Below are 16,520 nucleotides of genomic sequence, written 5' to 3' on the forward strand. Positions count from 1 at the left end.
CCATGCCAGCCATCCCGACCTTGCCTGTGGTGCACTGGGACCATGAGACCGGGCTGCTGTTCGGCGGCCTGTTTGCCGTGCTGCTGCTCGCCTCCACCGTGACCGCGCTGCTGCGCTGGCGCGTGGCCGGCGGCGGGCAGCACGCGGTGATCGACAACCTCGCGCAGCGCGTCAACGCCTGGTGGTGGATGATCGGCATCATGGGCGTGGCCTTCGCGCTGGGCCGCACCGCGGTGATCGTGCTGTTCTACCTGCTGTCGTTCTTCGCGCTGCGCGAGTTCGTCACCATCACCACCACGCGCCGCGGCGACCATCGCGCCATCGTCGCCGCCTTCTTCGTATTCCTGCCGCTGCAGTATGTGCTGGTCTACATCGGCTGGTACGGCATGTTCTCGATCCTGATCCCGGTCTACGCCTTCCTGTTCCTGCCGATCCTGGCGGCGCTGTCGTCCGAGACCACGCGCTTCCTGGAGCGCTGCGCCGGGGTGCAGTGGGCGGTGATGATCTGCGTGTTCTGCATCTCGCACGTGCCGGCGCTGCTGACGCTGCCGATCCCGGGCTTCGAGGGCCGCAACCTGCTGCTGATCGCCTTCCTGGTAATCGTGGTGCAGGGCAGCGACGTGCTGCAGTATGTGTGGGGCAAGCTGTGCGGCAAGCGCAAGATCGCGCCGCTGCTGTCGCCGTCGAAGACGGTGGAAGGGTTTGTCGGCGGCGTGGCAAGTGCCACTGCGCTGGGTGCGGCGCTGTGGTGGATCACGCCGTTCGCGCCGTGGCAGGCCGGACTGATTGCGCTGGCAATCGCGCTGATGGGCTTCCTGGGCGGGCTGGTGATGTCGGCGATCAAGCGCGACCGCGGCATCAAGGACTGGGGCCACATGATCCAGGGCCACGGCGGCATGCTGGACCGGCTCGACTCCGTGGTGTTCGCCGCACCGGTGTTCTTCCATATCACCCGCTACTGGTGGGTGCCCTGAGCAGGGCGACGCTCAGATTTCGGTCTCTTCGCACCACTTGACCACCGCGTCGCGGAAGTCCTGGCAGATCGGCGACAGGTAGCCTCCGGCGCGCCACAGCACCGCCAGTTCGTGCTGCCACGACATGCCGGGCCCGGCGATCGCCTGCAATCCCTGTCCCTCCGCCTGCTTCAGGATGCGCGGCGGCATGATGCCGAGCAGGTCCGAGTGCCGCAGCAACTCGCCGAATGCAACCGGCGAGGCCGTGCTTTCCACCGCCACGCGCGGCGGCGGCAGGCCCACCGAGGTGAATCGTTCCTCCAGCCATTGGCGCAGGTACAGCGAACTGGCCGGCACCGCCCAGCGCTCTTCGGTCAGGTCGGCCAGCTTACGGAAGCTGCCGCGGCGCGGATGCGCGCTGCGGCAGACGATGTGCATGGTCAGCGGCCCCAGCGGCAGCCAGTCGATGTCTTCCGGCACGCTGGCCGGGCGCGCCGCCAGGATCAGGTCGGCGTCGCCGTTCTGCAGCATCGCCATCAGGCGCGCGCTCAGGTGCGTCTCGATCGAGAACACCGCCAGCGGGCGGCTGACGAAGAACTGCGCCAGCAGCGGCGACAGCAGCGACGGCACCAGGTAAGGAATGGCGCCGAGCCGTACCGTGCCGGCGCGCGCCAGCCGCTGCTCGGCCAGTTCATTGCGCAGGTCGGTTGCCGCCAGCGAGATCCTGCGCGCATGCGCCAGCAGTGTCTTGCCGACGCTGGTCGGCACCAGCCCGCGCGGCGTGCGCTCGAACAGCGGCATGCCGGCCTCGCCCTCCAGCCGCGCCAGCGTCTTGGACAGGCCGGACTGGGTCATGCCGAGCGTGTCGGCGGCGCGATGCAAATTGCCGTGCTCGCTGACCACCAGGAAGGCTTCAAGATCCTCGAATCGCATGGGACGTACCGGGTACCGGGCAATGGGGCGCGCTGGGGGCGGAGCGGGCCATTGTAGCGCCGGTATGCCCTTGCGCTGCGTCACTGCGCCGCAGGTTCCGGCCGCGCCATGCCTGGCAGGACTCGCCTTGCGCCGAGCGGGAATCGGCGGGGCGCGGCCGATGCCATAGACTGCGCTGGCATCCCTCGCATCGCCAGCGGCTGGCGGGCATCACAGAAGGGAGCCAGGACAGGAGACACCAACCATGCCGACCCTCCGCTCGCGGCTGCGCGCCGCCATGCCCGCCATCATGCTGGGCGCCCTTGCAGCCACAATCGTGGCCACTACCGCGGCAACAACCGCAGCCACGGCGCACGCCGCCGATGCCGCCCCCGGCGCCGAAGCGTATCCATCGCGCCCGCTGACCATCGTGGTGCCTTCGGTGGCGGGCAATGTCAATGACGCGGTCGCCCGGCTGATCGGACAGGAACTGACCAGGGCCTGGGGCCAGCCGGTCATCGTCGACAACAAGCCCGGCGCTGGCACTACCACCGGCACCAAGCACGTCGCGCGCGCCGCGAAGGATGGCTATACCGCGCTGCTGACCTTCACCGCGCACGTGCAGAACCCGTCGCTGTACCCGCGCATCAGCTATGACCCGATCGCCGATTTCGCGCCGGTCAGCGAGGTCGCGGTCTCTTCGACCATCCTGGCCGTGTCGCCGGATTTCCCGGCGCGCACGCTGCCCGAGCTGGTGGCACTGGTCAAGGCGAATCCCGGCAAGTATCCGTATGGTTCCTATGGCGCCGGCACTACCGGCCATATTCTCGGCGAACTGCTCAAGCGCGAGGCCGGCCTGCAGATGGAGCACGTGGCCTACAAGGGCGGTGCGCCGCTGGCGACCGACCTGGCCGCCGGCCACGTGAAGATCGGCTTTATCGCGGTGGGCACGGCCATGCCGCTGCTGCAGGGCGGCAAGCTGATCCCGCTGGCGATGGCCGGCGCCGAGCGCTCGGCGCTGCTGCCCAGGGTGCCAACCTTTCGCGAGGCGGGCTACCAGGGCTTCGAGCCGGATGCGTGGATGGGCCTGCTGTTCCCGGCCGGCGTGCCGAAGGCGCGGGTCGAGGCGCTGTCGCGCGAAGTGGCGCGCATCGTGCGCAGGCCGGAGATTGCGAAGAAGATGCAGGACCTGAACCTGGTGCCGGTGGGCGGCACGCCGGAAGCCTTCGCCGCGGTGCTGAAGAGCGACCGCGACAAATGGAGCCGCATCATCCGCGATGTCGGCATCACGCTGGAATGACTGGACTGATGATGCAAGAGGACGATTACCTGGGGCTGGTCTGCTCGCGCTGGTGTCACTGGAGCGCACTGGAACTGCAGCGCATCCCGCGCCAGCCGCTCGGGCCGGGACAGGTGCGCATCCGCGTGCGCCATGCTGGCGTCGGCTTTGCGCTGAGCCTGTTCGTGTCGGGCAAGTACCAGCGCAAGCCGCCGCTGCCGTTCACGCCCGGCACGGAAGCGGCCGGGGAGATCCTTGAGGTCGCGCCGGACGTGACGCGCCTGCGCGTTGGGCAGCGCGTGTCGGCGGCGCTGGATTGGGGCGGTTTTGCCGAAGAAGTCGTGACGACCTGCGACACGGTCTATCCGGTGCCGGATGGCCTTGCACTGGCGCACGCCGCGGCACTTCCGGTCACCTACGGCACGGTGTGGGCCGCGCTGACGTGGCGCGCCGCGCTGCAACCCGGCGAGACCATGCTGGTGCATGGCGCCAGCGGCGCGCTCGGCACGGCGGCCGTGCAGTTGGGCAAGCTGATGGGCGCGCGCGTGATCGCTACCGCCAGCACCGACGCCAAGCGCGAGGCGGCACTGGGCAATGGCGCGGCGCATGCGCTGCCTGCCGACGCGGCCACGCTGGCGGCCTCGGTGAAGGCGCTGTGCCCGGCGGGCGGGGTCGACGTGGTGTTCGATCCGGTCGGCGGCGACCTGTTCGACGCCTCGCTGCGCTGCGCGGCGCCGGGCGCACGGCTGCTGTCGATCGGCTATGCCAGCGGCCGCATTCCGGAAGTTCCTGCGAACCTGCTGCTGGTCAAGAACCTGTCGATGATCGGCTTCAACTACGGCTACTACATCGGCTGGGGACTGACCGATGAACGCCAGCGCTTTGCGCCGCGCGTGCAGCAGGTGGTCGAGCAGATCATGCAGGCGGTGGCGAGCGGCAAGCTGGCGCCGCCCGTGCTGCAGCACTTCCCGCTGCGCGACTGGCTGGCGGCGGTCGACACCACGATGTCGCGCCGCGCCATCGGCAAGGTCATGCTGGATATCTGAAAACGTGGAGAACGACATGCAACAAGACGCTGCGCTGCTCGACGGCCTGACGGTGCTTGACCTGAGCCAGGGGATCGCCGGTCCCTACTGCGGACTGGTGCTGCGCCAGCAGGGCGCGCGCGTGATCAAGGTGGAACCACCCGGCGGCGACTGGTCGCGCAACATGGGCCGCATCCGCGCCGGCCAGACCGCGATCGCGGTCGCGTGCAACGCCGGCAAGGAAAGCGTGCTGCTGGATGCGCGCACCGACAGCGGCCGCGCCGCCATTGCGCGCCTGGCGGAGCTTGCCGACGTGGTGATCCAGAACTTCCGCCCCGGCGTGGCCGAGCGCATGGGCGTGGGCTACGAGGCGCTGGCGGCGCGTAACCCGGCGCTGGTCTATGTGTCGATCACCGGCTACGGTCATGCCGGCCCGATGGCGGCGCTGCCGGCAGTCGACACCACGGTGCAGGCGGTCAGCGGGCTGATGCACCTGAACCGCGACGCCGCGGGCCAACCGCGGCGCATCCCGTTCTTCCTGATCGATCTCGGCACCGGGCTCTATGCCGCCCAGCATGCGTGCGCGGCGTTGTTCAGGGCCGCGCGCCATGGCAAGGGGCGCCATGTGCAGCTGTCGCTGCTGGAAACCAGCGCGGCGCTGCAGTCGTACCTGCTGGTGGACGATGCCATGTTCCCCGGCGCCGAAATGGCGGCGGCCAATGCGCCGACGGGGTTGTTCGCCGCAGCGGACGGCATGCTCTACATCAGCATGCTCAACGACGCGATGTTCGTGCGGCTGGCGCGCGTGCTGGGCTTTGACGACTGGCTCGACGATGCCGCGCTGCGTACCAGCAGCGGCCGGCTGCCACGCGCGGCGGAACTGAACCAGCGCGTGGCGCGGGCAGTCGCCGCGCAGCCGCTCGCACATTGGGAAGCGCTGCTGACCGAGCATGATGTGCTGTTCGGCCGCGTCAGCCACGCAAGCGATTTCCTGCGGAGCGCGCAATGCCGGCAGGCGGGGGTATTTGGCCGCCTGAGGCTGGATGGGATCGGCGAGGTGCCGTGGGCCAACCTGCCGGGCATGGCAGGCATGACGCGGCCCGAGGGCGATGCGCCCACGCTGGGGCAGCACACCGAAGCGGTGCTGGCGGAGTTCGGCATCCGCGCCTGATCGTTCCACGCGGCAAAAAGAAAAACGGACGGTGCGCGATTGCGTACCGTCCGTTTCCTTTGTGCGTTGGTAGGCTCGATTGGACTCGAACCAACGACCCCCACCATGTCAAGGTGGTGCTCTAACCAGCTGAGCTACGAGCCTAGCGAAGCCGCAGATTATAGGTATGCCTCCGCGATTGCGCAAGCACCTTCGCAAACTTTCTGCGATTGTGCTGCGCGCACCGCGTCAGCATGCTTTGCATGGGGCTTATGCCTGCGTCAGCCGGTCGCGCAATTCACGCTTGAGCACCTTGCCGATGGCGCTGCGCGGCAGGCTGTCGACCACGTGCAACTCCGCCAGCCGCTGGGTCTTGCCCAGGCGCTCGTTGGCCCAGGCGAGCACGTCCTGTGCCGTGGCGCCGCTCCCCGCGCGCAGCGCGGCGAAGCCCACCGGCGTCTCGCCCCAACGCTCAGACGGCACGCCGACCACCGACACCTCGGCGACCGCCGGGTGCTCGCGCACCACCGCCTCGATATCGCTCGGATAGATATTGAAGCCGCCAGAGATGATCATGTCCTTCTTGCGGTCGACCAGCACCAGGAAGCCGTCTTCATCGAAGCGGCCGATATCGCCGGTGCGGATGAAGCGGTTGCCCTGCGCATCGAACCATTCGGTCTCGGCGGTCTTCTCCGGCTGGTTGTGGTAGCCGTTCATCATGGCCGGCGAACGGCCTACCACTTCGCCGGTGCTGCCCGGCGGTAACTCGCGGCCTTCGTCATCGATGATGCGGATGTCGGCGTTCGGCGCGGGCCGGCCCACGGTGTGCAGCTTGTCGGGGAACTGGTGCGCGTGCAGCAGGCAACTGCCGCCGCCTTCGGTCATGCCGTACAGCTCGGTCAGCCCGCCCGGCCAGCGGCGCAGCACCTCAGCCTTCAATGCCGGGCTGAACGGCGCGCTGGTGCAGAACTTCTGCCGGAAGGACGACAGGTCATGACTATCGAAGTCCGGATGCGCCAGCAGGCGCTGGTATTGCACCGGCACCAGCATGGTGTGCGTGACGCGGTGCTGCTGCGCCAGTGCCAGGTACTTGCCCGCATCGAACTTGGCCATCAGGATCGCCGTGCCGCCCAGGCCGATGGTCGGGAAGAAGCTGGCCAGCGTGGTGTTGGAGTACAGCGGCGTCGACAGCAGCGTGACCGCGTCGGTGCCGTAGCCCGTGGCCGCGCCGCGCGACACGTGCGCCCAGCGCATGCCGTGCGACTGCACGATGCCCTTGGGCTTGCCGGTGGTGCCGGACGAATAGATGATGTTCAGCGGCATTTCCGGGAGGATTTCGGGCTCCTGCACCGGCGTGCCGGCGGGGGCGAGCCAGTCAGCGTAGGGCTGGCCGCCATCAAAGCCTTCGCTCCCATCGAGCGTGACGATGGGCGTGTCCGCCAGTTGCGCGCGCACCGGCTGCAGGGCGGCCGCAACCGCGGCATCGGCAAAGAGGATGCGCGCACCGGCGTCGGCCACCATGCCGGCCAGGCTTTCCGGCGTCGACGACGGTGCCAGCGGCGCCACCACCACGCCCGCGCGCACCGCGCCGAGGTAGACCGCGGCGTATTCGATCGACGAGTTGGCACAGATTGCGATGGCCTCGCCGGGGCGCACGTTGTCGCGCGCCAGCGCAGCGGCGATGCGGTCCATGGCGGCGTCCAGCCCGGCATAGTCGAGCACGCGCCCGTCATGCATCAGCGCGCGCTGCGTGGGGCGTTCGGTGGCATGCTCGCGCACGAGCACGGACATGGTGGTGAAAGGGCGGGTAAGCGGCGCGGGCTGGGAGGGCTGGGTGGGCTGGGTGGGCGTCTGGGTCATGTCGGCAAGGTCATGTCGCAAAAAGCGGAGCGGGCGCCGGCATGCGGCGCCCGCTGGAAAGCGGTTACTGTATCTGCGCGCCGGAGTCCTTCACCACCTTGCTCCAGCGGTTGATCTCGGCATCGATATGCGTGCGCAGCGCGGCGGGCGTGGAGCCGACCGGTTCATAGCCGTTGGTTGCCAGCGTGGCCTTCAGGTCGGGCTGGCGCAGCACCGTGGCGATCTCGGTGCTGAGGCGGTCGACCACCGGCTGCGGCGTGCCGGCCGGCGCCAGCACCGCATACCAGCCGGTGATGCTGATGCCCGGCACGCCGGCTTCGGCCAGCGTCGGCACGTCGGGTGCGACCGCGGCGCGCTGGCTGCCGGTCACCGCCAGCGCGCGCAGCTTGCCGCTCTTCACGTGTGGCAGCGTGGTGGAGATGCTGTCAAAGGTCAGCTGGACCTCGCCCGACAGCATTGCTGTCACCACCTGTGCGCTGCCCTTGTACGGAACGTGGGTCATCTTGATGCCGGCCACGGAATCGAACAACTCGCCCGCCAGGTGGCCGGTGTTGCCGTTGCCGGCCGAGGCGAAGGTCAGCTTGCCGGGATTGGCCCTGGCCTCCGCGATCAGCTCTTGCACGTTGTTCGCGCGCAGCGACGAGCTGCCGGCCAGGATCATCGGCAGGTTGGCCACCAGCGACACCGGCGCGAAGTCCTTGCGGGTGTCGTACGGCAGCTTGGGATAGAGGCTCGCATTGATGGCATGTGCGGCCAGCACCATGATCAGCGTGTACCCGTCCGGCTTGGCGCGCGCCAGCGCCTGCGTGGCGATGGTGCCGCCGGCGCCGGGCCGGTAGTCGAGCACCACCGGCTGGCCCAGCTTTTCCTGCAGCTTGGCGGCCACCGGCCGCGCCAGCAGGTCGGCGCTGCCGCCAGGCGGGTAGGGAATCAGCAGCTGGATCGGCCGCGCGGGCCAGGCCTCGGCGCCGGCGGTGAACGGTACGGCCAGTGAGCCGGCGGCCAGCATGCCGGCCAGGCCGCGCACTAGCCATGCGCGGCGGCCCGGGGCGGGGCGCAGGGATGATGCCATCGATGTGTCTCCTTGTTATGCGGCCGCGGGCGCTGCCGCCGTCCCATATTGCGGGCTGGGACGTTGGTGTCACAAACGGTAAAACGGGATCGGCGGCAGGGGAATTCTTAAATCGATAAGTCTGGCTTTTTGTGGGCGAAGCCCAGGCGGTCAGCCCGGTGATCCACACGCCGCGCGGCCTTATGGAGGGCCGGCGCTCAGTTGGTCGGATGCGGCGGACTGAAGAAATACGGGATCAGCGACACCGCGACCAGCACCGCTGCAGACACAAAGATCGCCGCATAAGTCGATGCCACCGGCCATTGCCGTACATGTCCCGCGTTCGCGATCAGGCCGAACGCCCACGACGTCAGCGCCGACCCGAGGAACACGAAGGTATTGAGCAGGCCGAGGCCGCGGCCGCGCTGCGAAGGCGGGATCAGGCCACGGCCCTGCGCCATCACCAGCGGATGGAGCATGCCGATGGTCGACAGCAGTGCCATCATCGCCACGGCGTAGCCGATGCCGGTGTCCGGCCATAGTGCCAGCAGGATCGCCCCCGACATGGCAAAGCACGACCAGCCGGCGATGGCGGTCTTGAGCGTGCTGCGCCGGACCAGCACCGGCAGCAGGAATGCCGTCAGGAAGCCGGCCAGGCTCAGCAGCGTCAGCGCCACGCCGCGCGGAGCCGAGCCCAGGCCGAATACCTCGGCCAGGTAGGGGCCGCTCCAGGCGTTGCGGAAGGCGGTGCCGGCAGCCATGGCCACGCACAGCGGGATCAGCGTCCACAGTGGCGCCAGCTTCAGCAGCTGCACGCTTTCGGACAGCATCGCGGGCCACGAGGCGCTGCGGGCCTCGGCATGGCCATGGTCGCGCACGAAGCGCCACACGCCATAGCAGGCCGCCACCATGCCCAGTGCCGATACCGCCATCGATGGCCGCCAGCCGATCAGCGAGATGGCCCAGCCAAGCGGCGCGGTAGCGCACAGCGAGCCGATCATGCCGGTGGCGTTGGAGCGGCTGACCACGCGGGTGTAGTCGCGTTCGGAGAGTTGTTCGGAGGCGAAATGCAGCAGGCCCATGAACACGGGCGCGCACGCCAGCCCCAGCCCTACCTGTGCCAGCGTGGCCGCGGTGCCGTTGGGCGCCAGCACGAACAAGATCGACGACAGCGCGCCCACGGCCAGCAGCAGCGCGGTCGGGCGGCCGACACCGTAGCGGTCGAACGCAATGCCCACGGGGATCTGCGCCACGGCAAAGGCCAGGAAGAATGACGAAGAGAGCGCGCCATACCCCGCCGGCGACAGGCCGAAATCATGCTGCAGCTCCGGCGCCATCACTGCCAGGCAGGAGCGGAAGAACTGGCTGAGCGCGAACGCAAAGGTCAGGATGGCGATGCCGCGCACGGCGCGCGTGGTTGCGGCGCGGGCGGGCAGGGCGTTGGAACCGGGAGGGGATCCGGGGAGGGGGGAGTTGCTGGCGGTCACGGCGTCAGTGGCGCTATATCTGCAGCGAGTGTAGAGCCTGCGCGCGTTGCCAGATCAACGGTTGGCCGGTGTTCGCCCAGATTGCGCGGGCGCGATCTGTGGGTTTGCTACGGCGATCAGCCCGGCAGCGCGTCGTACGTCAGCAAGAACACCTGCTCCTCGCCCGCGCTGACCGGCAGCCAGACGATTTCCAGCTCGGGGAAGGCGGCTTCCACATTGGCATGCTCGTTGCCGATCTCGACCACCAGCACGCCACCCGGATTCAATCGCGCCTTGGCGCCGGCAATGATCCGCCGCACCACGTCCATGCCATCGTCCCCGCCGGCCAGCGCGATGCGCGGTTCGGCCTGGTATTCCGCCGGCAGTGCCTGCATCGAGGCCTCATTGACGTATGGCGGGTTGGTCAGGATCACATCGTAGGTCGCGCCATGCGGCAGCGGCGCGTACAGGTCGCCTTCGTAGAGACGGATGCGGTCGTCCATCTTGTAGTCGGCGACGTTGCGGCGCGCCACGGCCAGGGCGTCGGGCGAGATGTCGACCGTATCGATCTTCGCGTGCGGCCACACATGCGCGGCCAGGATCGGCAGGCAGCCCGAGCCGGTGCACAGCTCCAGCACCGGGCCGATCTGTTCGGTCTCGCCGACCCACGGCTCCAGCCCTTCCTGCAGCAGTTCACCGATGAAGCTGCGCGGCACGATCACGCGCGAGTCGACGTAGAAGCGCAGGCCATGCATATAGGCCTCGTGCGTGATGTACGCCGCCGGCACGCGCTCGTTGACGCGGCGGTCGATCACCTTCAGCACGGCGTCGATTTCCTCGGGCAGCAGGCGCGCATCGAGGAACGGGTCGAGCGTGTCGAGCGGCAGGTTCAGCGTGTGCAGCACCAGGTAGGCCGCCTCGTCATAGGCGTTGGCACTGCCGTGGCCGAAGGACAGGCGCGCGGCGGTGAAGCGCGAGACTGCGAGACGCAGCAGGTCGCGCACGGTGCGCAGGGGAGAGGGTGTTGCCATGTCAGTGTCTTTCGGCGAAAAAATCAGGCGATCAGGCGTTCCAGCACGCCGCGGTAAACGTTCTTCAGCGGGTCGATGAAGCGCACCTCGACGTGCTCGTCGATCTTGTGGATGCTGGCGTTGGGCGGACCGAACTCGATCACTTGCGGGCAGATCTTGGCGATGAAGCGGCCGTCGGAGGTGCCGCCGGTGGTGGACAGCTCGGTGTCGAAGCCGGTTTCGGCCTTGATCGCGGACGACAGCGCGTCGGACAGGTCGCCGCGTGCCGTCAGGAAGGGCTCGCCGCCCAGGGTCCAGTCCAGCGTGTATTCGAGGCTGTGGCGGTCCAGGATCGCATGCACGCGCGCCTTCAGGCCTTCGGGCGTGCTGGCGGTCGAGAAGCGGAAATTGAAATCGATGGTGACGTGGCCCGGGATCACGTTGGTGGCGCCGGTGCCGCCGTGGATATTCGACATCTGCCAGCTGGTCGGCGGGAAGTATTCGTTGCCTTCGTCCCAGACCTCGGCGGCCAGTGCGGCCAGCGCCGGCGCGGCGTCATGGATCGGATTGCGGCCCAGGTGCGGATACGCGATATGGCACTGGATGCCCTTGACCGTCAGCTTGCCCGACAGCGAGCCGCGGCGGCCGTTCTTGACCATGTCGCCGAGCGCGTTGACCGAGGTCGGCTCGCCGATCACGCAGTAGTCCAGGCGCTCGCCGCGCGCGGTCAGCGCCTCGACGACCTTGATGGTGCCGTCATGCGCCGGGCCTTCTTCGTCGCTGGTGATCAGGAAGCCGATCGAGCCGGCATGCGCGGGATGCGCCTTGACGAACTCCTCGACCGCCACCACGAAGCCGGCGATCGAGGTCTTCATGTCGGCCGCGCCGCGGCCGTACAGCTTGCCGTCGCGATGGGTCGGCTCGAACGGGTCGGAGTGCCACTGCTCCAGCGGGCCGGTCGGCACCACGTCGGTATGGCCGGCGAACACCAGCAGCTTGCCCGCCGTGCCCTGCGTGCCGCGCCTGACCGCCCACAGGTTGGTCACGCGGAAATCGTCCGGACCGCTGACGATGGCTTCGCAGTCGAAGCCGAGCGCCTTCAGGCGGGTTTCCAGGATGGCCTGGCAGCCTTCGTCGGCGGGCGTGACGGAGCGGCGGCGGATCAGGTCTTCGGTGAGGGCGAGGGTGGCGGTCATGTGACGGCGGCGATCAGGTAAATCAGCAGGTAAATCTGCAGGGAAATCAGAACTGGCTGGCGTACTGGTCGGCGGAAAAGCCCACCATCACCTTGCCAGCGTGGGCCAGCACCGGGCGCTTGATCAGCGACGGGCTCTGCTGCATCAGCGCGATCGCGCCGGCTTCTTCCTCGGCGCGGGCCTTGTCGGCGTCCGACAGCGCGCGCCAGGTGGTGCCCTTGCGGTTCAGCAGCGTAGCCAGCGGCACATGCCTGAGCCAGCCGCGCAGCATGGCTTCATCCACGCCTTGCTTCTTGAAGTCGTGGAAGGTGTAAGCCACGCCGCTGGCATCCAGCCAGGTGCGGGCTTTCTTGACGGTATCGCAGTTGGGAATGCCGTAGAGCAGGACGGTCATGGCTTGTTCTTTGGGAATGTTCGGGGTCAGCGGAACAGCAGGTTCAGCGCAATCACCAGGCTGCCCAGCCCGAGCGCCACGCCACCCATGGCGACGGCGGTCATCAGGCGCAGGCGGCGGTCCAGCCGCGCGGCTTCCTTGCGCAGCGCCTCGATGGTGATGGCGTGCTGCTCGGCCAGCAGCTTGACCGCCTCGGCCTGCTGCACGGCGGCGGCTTCCAGTTCCGCAATGCGCGCGGCGGGATCGCGCATGTCGGCCACGGCGCCTTCCGGCGCATCGTCCTTGCGCTTGCCTTTCTTGATCTTCTCGATGGTCTTGTTGGCCTGCTCGAGAATGGTTGGCAACAGGGAGAGCACGGTACTGACGGTGGCGGGATCCAGGGCCATGAGTCGCTTGCGGAGGGAAGGCATGTTCAGCCTGGCCAGGCGGGGGGTGACAGCGGTAACAGCGGTAACAGCGGTAATGCTGTCCCGGGGACCGGCCCCGGGACGGGGTGGCGCAGCGAGGCCGCGCCAGCGCGATCAGGCGCAATCAGACGCGATCAGTCACGCAGCAGGTCGTTCAGGCTGGTCTTGGCGCGGGTCTGCGCGTCGACCTTCTTCACGATCACGGCGCAGTACAGGCTGTACTTGCCATCCTTGGACGGCAGGTTGCCCGCCACCACCACCGAACCGGCCGGCACGCGGCCATAGTGGATCTCGCCGGTTTCGCGGTCGTAGATCTTGGTCGACTGGCCCAGGTACACGCCCATCGAGATCACCGAGTTCTCTTCCACGATCACGCCTTCCACAACTTCCGAACGGGCGCCGATGAAGCAGTTGTCTTCGATGATGACCGGGTTGGCCTGCAGCGGCTCCAGCACGCCGCCGATGCCGACGCCGCCCGACAGGTGCACGTTCTTGCCGATCTGCGCGCACGAACCGACGGTGGCCCAGGTGTCGACCATGGTGCCTTCATCGACATAGGCGCCGATGTTGACATACGACGGCATCAGCACCGCATTCTTGGCAATGAACGAACCGCGGCGGGCCACGGCGGGCGGCACCACGCGGAAGCCGGCCTTGGCAAAGTCGTCGCCGCTCCAGTTGGCGAACTTGGTCGGCACCTTGTCGTAGAACTGGGCAAAGCCGCCGGCACTCATCGGCGCGTTGTCTTCCAGGCGGAACGACAGCAGCACGGCCTTCTTGACCCACTGGTTGACGATCCAGTCCTTGCCTTGCTTCTCGGCCACGCGCAGCGTGCCGGCGTCCAGCTGGCCGATGACGTTGGCGACAGCCTCGCGGATATCGGCGGGGGCGGACTTCGGCGACAGGCTGGTGCGGTCTTCCCAGGCCTGGTCGATCAGGGCTTGCAGTGCTTGCGTCATGTTCGTTTTCTCAGGGTTGAATATTGATGCTTGGATCTGGCCAATCCGGTGGGCGAGGCAGCGCCTCAGCCCAGCGATTTGCAGAATTCGACGATGCGGCGCGCCCCTTCCAGGCATTCCTCCGGCGTCGCCACCAGCGCCATGCGCACGCGGTTGGCGCCCGGGTTGATGCCGTCGGCTTCGCGCGCCAGGTAGCTGCCCGGCAGCACGGTCACGTTCTGCTCGGCCAGCAGGCGCGCGGCGAACCCGGTATCGCTCAGGCCGGTGCGCGAGACATCGGCCCACAGGTAGAAGCCGGCGTCGGGCAGCGCCACGTCCAGCACCTCGGCCAGCATCGGCGTCACTTCGCTGAACTTGCGCATGTAGGCGGCGCGGTTCTCGCGCACGTGGCCCTCATCGTTCCAGGCGGCGATGCTGGCACTCTGCACCGCCGGGTTCATCGCGCCGCCATGGTAGGTACGGTATAGCAGGAATTTCTTCAGCAGCGCGGCGTCGCCGGCGACAAAGCCGGAGCGCAGGCCCGGCACGTTGGAGCGCTTGGACAGGCTGGAGAACATCACCAGCCGTTCAAAGCCGCGGCCGAGCTTGTGCGCGGCTTCCAGCGCACCCAGCGGAGCGCGGCCTTCGTCGAAATAAATTTCCGAGTAGCACTCGTCCGACGCGATCACGAAGCCGTAGCGGTCCGACAGGGCGAACAGTTGCTTCCAGTCGTCCAGCGACAGCACCGCGCCGGTGGGGTTGCCCGGGGTGCAGACGAACAGCAGCTGGACGTTCTGCCAGACCTCTTCGCCGATACGGTCGAAGGCCGGGGCGAAGTTGCGCGCCGGGTCGCTGTTGGCGAACACGGGCGTGGCGCCGGCCAGCAGCGCGCCGCCTTCATAGATCTGGTAGAACGGGTTCGGGCACATCACCAGCGCGCCGGGCCTGGTGCCGTCGACCACGGTCTGGGCGAAGGCGAACAGCGCCTCGCGCGACCCCGTCACCGGCAGCACTTCGGTGGCGGCATTGACCTTGGGCAGCCCGTAGCGGCGTTCCAGCCAGCCGGCGATGCACTGTCGTAGTGCATCGGAACCAGCCGTTGTGGGATAATTCGCCAGTCCCGAAAGCGACTCGGCCAGCGCTTGCTTGATGAACCCGGGCGTCGGGTGCTTGGGCTCGCCGATGCCGAAGCTGATCGCAGGCTTGTCGGCAGGCTTGACCTGCGAAAAGAGTACCCGCAGTTTCTCGAACGGGTAGGGCTGGAGCAGGTCGAGGCGCGGATTCACGGTAGCAGTCGGGGGCCGGTTAAAACGACGCATTATAGAGGAACGGCGCGGGTTACCGTGCACCGGAGCCGCCCTGGGCGGCCGGCCGGGGCACGGATGGCGGGCATCACATCGCAGTGATGCCGCCGGCGTCGTCCGGACCTGCCTGCTCGCCCGTCTTCGCATGACGGCAGAGGGCGCCGGCTCGCCTCAAACAGATTCCCTTCATGAGTACAAAATCCATTACGCCCATTGCGGCGCCGCATGCAGCGCCGGCCGATCGCCATGCGGTCAAGGCGTCTCTTTCCATCCTGCTGGGGGCCTCGGTATGGGGCGTCGCCTGGTTCCCGTACCGCGTTCTGGCCGGCTGGGGGCTGGGCGGCCTGCACGCCGCCGCGCTGGTCAGCGCGGTCGCCGCAGGGCTGTCGCTGCTGGCGTTCCGCCGCCAGCTGGCCGGGCTGCGCCCGCACTGGCTCTTTGTCGCGATCGGGCTGGCGGCCGGCGTGACCAACGCCGGCTTTGTCTGGGGCAGCGTCAACGGCCATGTCATGCGCGTGCTGCTGCTGTTCTACCTGACGCCGGTCTGGACCGCGCTGTTCGCGCGGCTGTTCCTGCACGAGCGGCTGTCGCCGGCCGGGCTGGGGCTGGTGGCGCTGGCCTTGTCTGGTGCCGGGCGGATGCTGTGGACGCCCCAAGTCGGCGTGCCGCTGCCGGGCAGCGCCGCGGAATGGTCGGGTCTGATCGGCGGCATGGGCTTTGCCGTCAATAACGTGCTGTCGCGCCGAGCCGGCCAGCGCTTTCCCGACATGGATGCGCGCGTGCGTACCGTGGTGGTGTACCTCGGCTGCACCGCGGTCGGCGTGCCGGCGGCACTGCTGATGGATGGCAGCGCGGTGGCGGTCGTGCCGGGCGCGCAGGTCAGCGTCGCCATGCTGGTGCTGGGCCTGGCCGCGGTGCTGGTGGTCAGCAATTCGGTGGTGCAATACGGCCTGCAGCGGCTGCCGGCCAACCGGGTGTCGCTGCTGATGCTGTTCGAGATCGTGATCGCGGCGCTATCGGCGTGGTGGCTGGCGACCGAGGTGCTGAGCTGGAAGGAAGCGGCCGGCGGGCTGTGCATCATCGCAGCGGGAGCGCTGTCGGGGCTGGTGCACCGCGGCCGGCCGGGCGCAACGGCGCCGGCGGGTGCGGAGGCCGCGGCTTAAAGGCCAGGGCAGCGGCACGCGCTGTGCCTTGATTGCCTGGAAAATGATGTCGACGACAGATCACGGCCCGGCGACCGTTTAACGGTGCGCGTCTCCATCCAGAGTGACTCCGGAACTACGTTATCGCCGCAGTGACTGGCGTTTACCCTGATCAGTTATCCCGTCACTTCCCGTGCGTGCCGGCAGAGCGCGCATCAGCGGGATGCCAAAGTGCATGCGGAATCCCCCGTAAGGCGCGGAAAAGCAAAGGAAAACGGCGCAGGAATGCAACCCCTGGGCAACCGCCAAACGGGCCGGCGAAGGCATCTGCGATGGTATGATTAGCCCCAATTCTCGGGCCCGGGGGGTATTTTGAGGCGCAGGCGGCACGCCGCGCCGGCTCCCGCGCAGCCCGGCTTCTGAACATTGCCAT

General features: G+C 68.2%; 15 protein-coding genes and 1 tRNA gene. 5 read left to right on the forward strand and 11 right to left on the reverse strand.

Annotated elements, in window-relative coordinates:
• The first annotated feature begins 2 nt into the window (after window positions 1-2).
• The gene (locus tag J8I82_RS01990) at window positions 3-974 is read left to right on the forward strand and encodes a phosphatidate cytidylyltransferase (RefSeq protein WP_209754149.1); all 972 of its coding nucleotides are present in this window, start codon (window positions 3-5) and stop codon (window positions 972-974) included.
• Between the two features lie 12 nt (window positions 975-986).
• Here J8I82_RS01990 and J8I82_RS01995 read toward each other — a convergent pair whose 3' ends face one another.
• Window positions 987-1,886, reverse strand: coding sequence for a LysR family transcriptional regulator (locus J8I82_RS01995; RefSeq protein WP_209754151.1), 900 nt, complete (start codon window positions 1,884-1,886; stop codon window positions 987-989).
• Window positions 1,887-2,130: 244 nt separating this feature from the next.
• Here J8I82_RS01995 and J8I82_RS02000 point away from each other — a divergent pair, with 244 nt between their 5' ends.
• The 3 genes from J8I82_RS02000 to J8I82_RS02010 are packed head-to-tail and all read left to right on the forward strand — an operon-like array spanning window position 2,131 to window position 5,340.
• A complete protein-coding gene (locus tag J8I82_RS02000) occupies window positions 2,131-3,165 on the forward strand; it encodes a tripartite tricarboxylate transporter substrate binding protein (RefSeq protein WP_209754153.1) in 1,035 nt (344 codons plus the stop codon).
• 11 nt (window positions 3,166-3,176) lie between these two features.
• Window positions 3,177-4,190, forward strand: coding sequence for an NADPH:quinone oxidoreductase family protein (locus tag J8I82_RS02005; RefSeq protein WP_209754409.1), 1,014 nt, complete (start codon window positions 3,177-3,179; stop codon window positions 4,188-4,190).
• Window positions 4,191-4,206: 16 nt separating this feature from the next.
• Window positions 4,207-5,340, forward strand: a complete 1,134-nt coding sequence (locus J8I82_RS02010; protein ID WP_209754155.1) for a CaiB/BaiF CoA transferase family protein — start codon at window positions 4,207-4,209, stop codon at window positions 5,338-5,340.
• Window positions 5,341-5,407: 67 nt separating this feature from the next.
• Here the strand turns inward: J8I82_RS02010 and J8I82_RS02015 are convergent.
• From J8I82_RS02015 to dapC, 10 genes are all read right to left on the reverse strand, one after another.
• Window positions 5,408-5,484: transfer RNA gene (locus J8I82_RS02015), tRNA-Val, on the reverse strand.
• A gap of 105 nt (window positions 5,485-5,589) precedes the next feature.
• Window positions 5,590-7,179 (reverse strand): class I adenylate-forming enzyme family protein, encoded by a 1,590-nt coding sequence (locus J8I82_RS02020; RefSeq protein ID WP_245179301.1) that lies wholly within the window; start codon window positions 7,177-7,179, stop codon window positions 5,590-5,592.
• Between the two features lie 64 nt (window positions 7,180-7,243).
• Window positions 7,244-8,251 (reverse strand): Bug family tripartite tricarboxylate transporter substrate binding protein, encoded by a 1,008-nt coding sequence (locus tag J8I82_RS02025; protein ID WP_209754156.1) that lies wholly within the window; start codon window positions 8,249-8,251, stop codon window positions 7,244-7,246.
• A gap of 197 nt (window positions 8,252-8,448) precedes the next feature.
• Window positions 8,449-9,717, reverse strand: a complete 1,269-nt coding sequence (locus J8I82_RS02030; RefSeq protein ID WP_209754158.1) for an MFS transporter — start codon at window positions 9,715-9,717, stop codon at window positions 8,449-8,451.
• Window positions 9,718-9,833: 116 nt separating this feature from the next.
• The gene (gene prmB / locus J8I82_RS02035) at window positions 9,834-10,727 is read right to left on the reverse strand and encodes a 50S ribosomal protein L3 N(5)-glutamine methyltransferase (RefSeq protein WP_209754160.1); all 894 of its coding nucleotides are present in this window, start codon (window positions 10,725-10,727) and stop codon (window positions 9,834-9,836) included.
• A gap of 23 nt (window positions 10,728-10,750) precedes the next feature.
• On the reverse strand, window positions 10,751-11,902 hold the full coding sequence (dapE, locus tag J8I82_RS02040) for a succinyl-diaminopimelate desuccinylase (protein WP_209754163.1): 1,152 nt from the start codon (window positions 11,900-11,902) through the stop codon (window positions 10,751-10,753).
• 46 nt (window positions 11,903-11,948) lie between these two features.
• Complete coding sequence (locus J8I82_RS02045) at window positions 11,949-12,296, reverse strand: ArsC family reductase (protein ID WP_209754165.1); 348 nt, start codon at window positions 12,294-12,296, stop codon at window positions 11,949-11,951.
• 26 nt (window positions 12,297-12,322) lie between these two features.
• On the reverse strand, window positions 12,323-12,682 hold the full coding sequence (locus J8I82_RS02050; RefSeq protein WP_245179302.1) for a hypothetical protein: 360 nt from the start codon (window positions 12,680-12,682) through the stop codon (window positions 12,323-12,325).
• A gap of 155 nt (window positions 12,683-12,837) precedes the next feature.
• Window positions 12,838-13,662 carry a 2,3,4,5-tetrahydropyridine-2,6-dicarboxylate N-succinyltransferase gene (gene dapD, locus J8I82_RS02055; protein WP_209754169.1) on the reverse strand — a complete coding sequence of 275 codons (825 nt, stop codon included), beginning with the start codon at window positions 13,660-13,662 and terminating at the stop codon, window positions 12,838-12,840.
• Between the two features lie 65 nt (window positions 13,663-13,727).
• Window positions 13,728-14,927, reverse strand: a complete 1,200-nt coding sequence (gene dapC, locus J8I82_RS02060) for a succinyldiaminopimelate transaminase (protein ID WP_209754171.1) — start codon at window positions 14,925-14,927, stop codon at window positions 13,728-13,730.
• Window positions 14,928-15,133: 206 nt separating this feature from the next.
• Here dapC and J8I82_RS02065 point away from each other — a divergent pair, with 206 nt between their 5' ends.
• Window positions 15,134-16,108 carry a DMT family transporter gene (locus J8I82_RS02065; protein ID WP_209754173.1) on the forward strand — a complete coding sequence of 325 codons (975 nt, stop codon included), beginning with the start codon at window positions 15,134-15,136 and terminating at the stop codon, window positions 16,106-16,108.
• The last annotated feature ends 412 nt before the right edge of the window (window positions 16,109-16,520 follow it).

This window comes from Cupriavidus consociatus (assembly GCF_017814975.1).
In the GTDB taxonomy this organism is placed as follows: Bacteria; Pseudomonadota; Gammaproteobacteria; order Burkholderiales; family Burkholderiaceae; genus Cupriavidus; species Cupriavidus consociatus.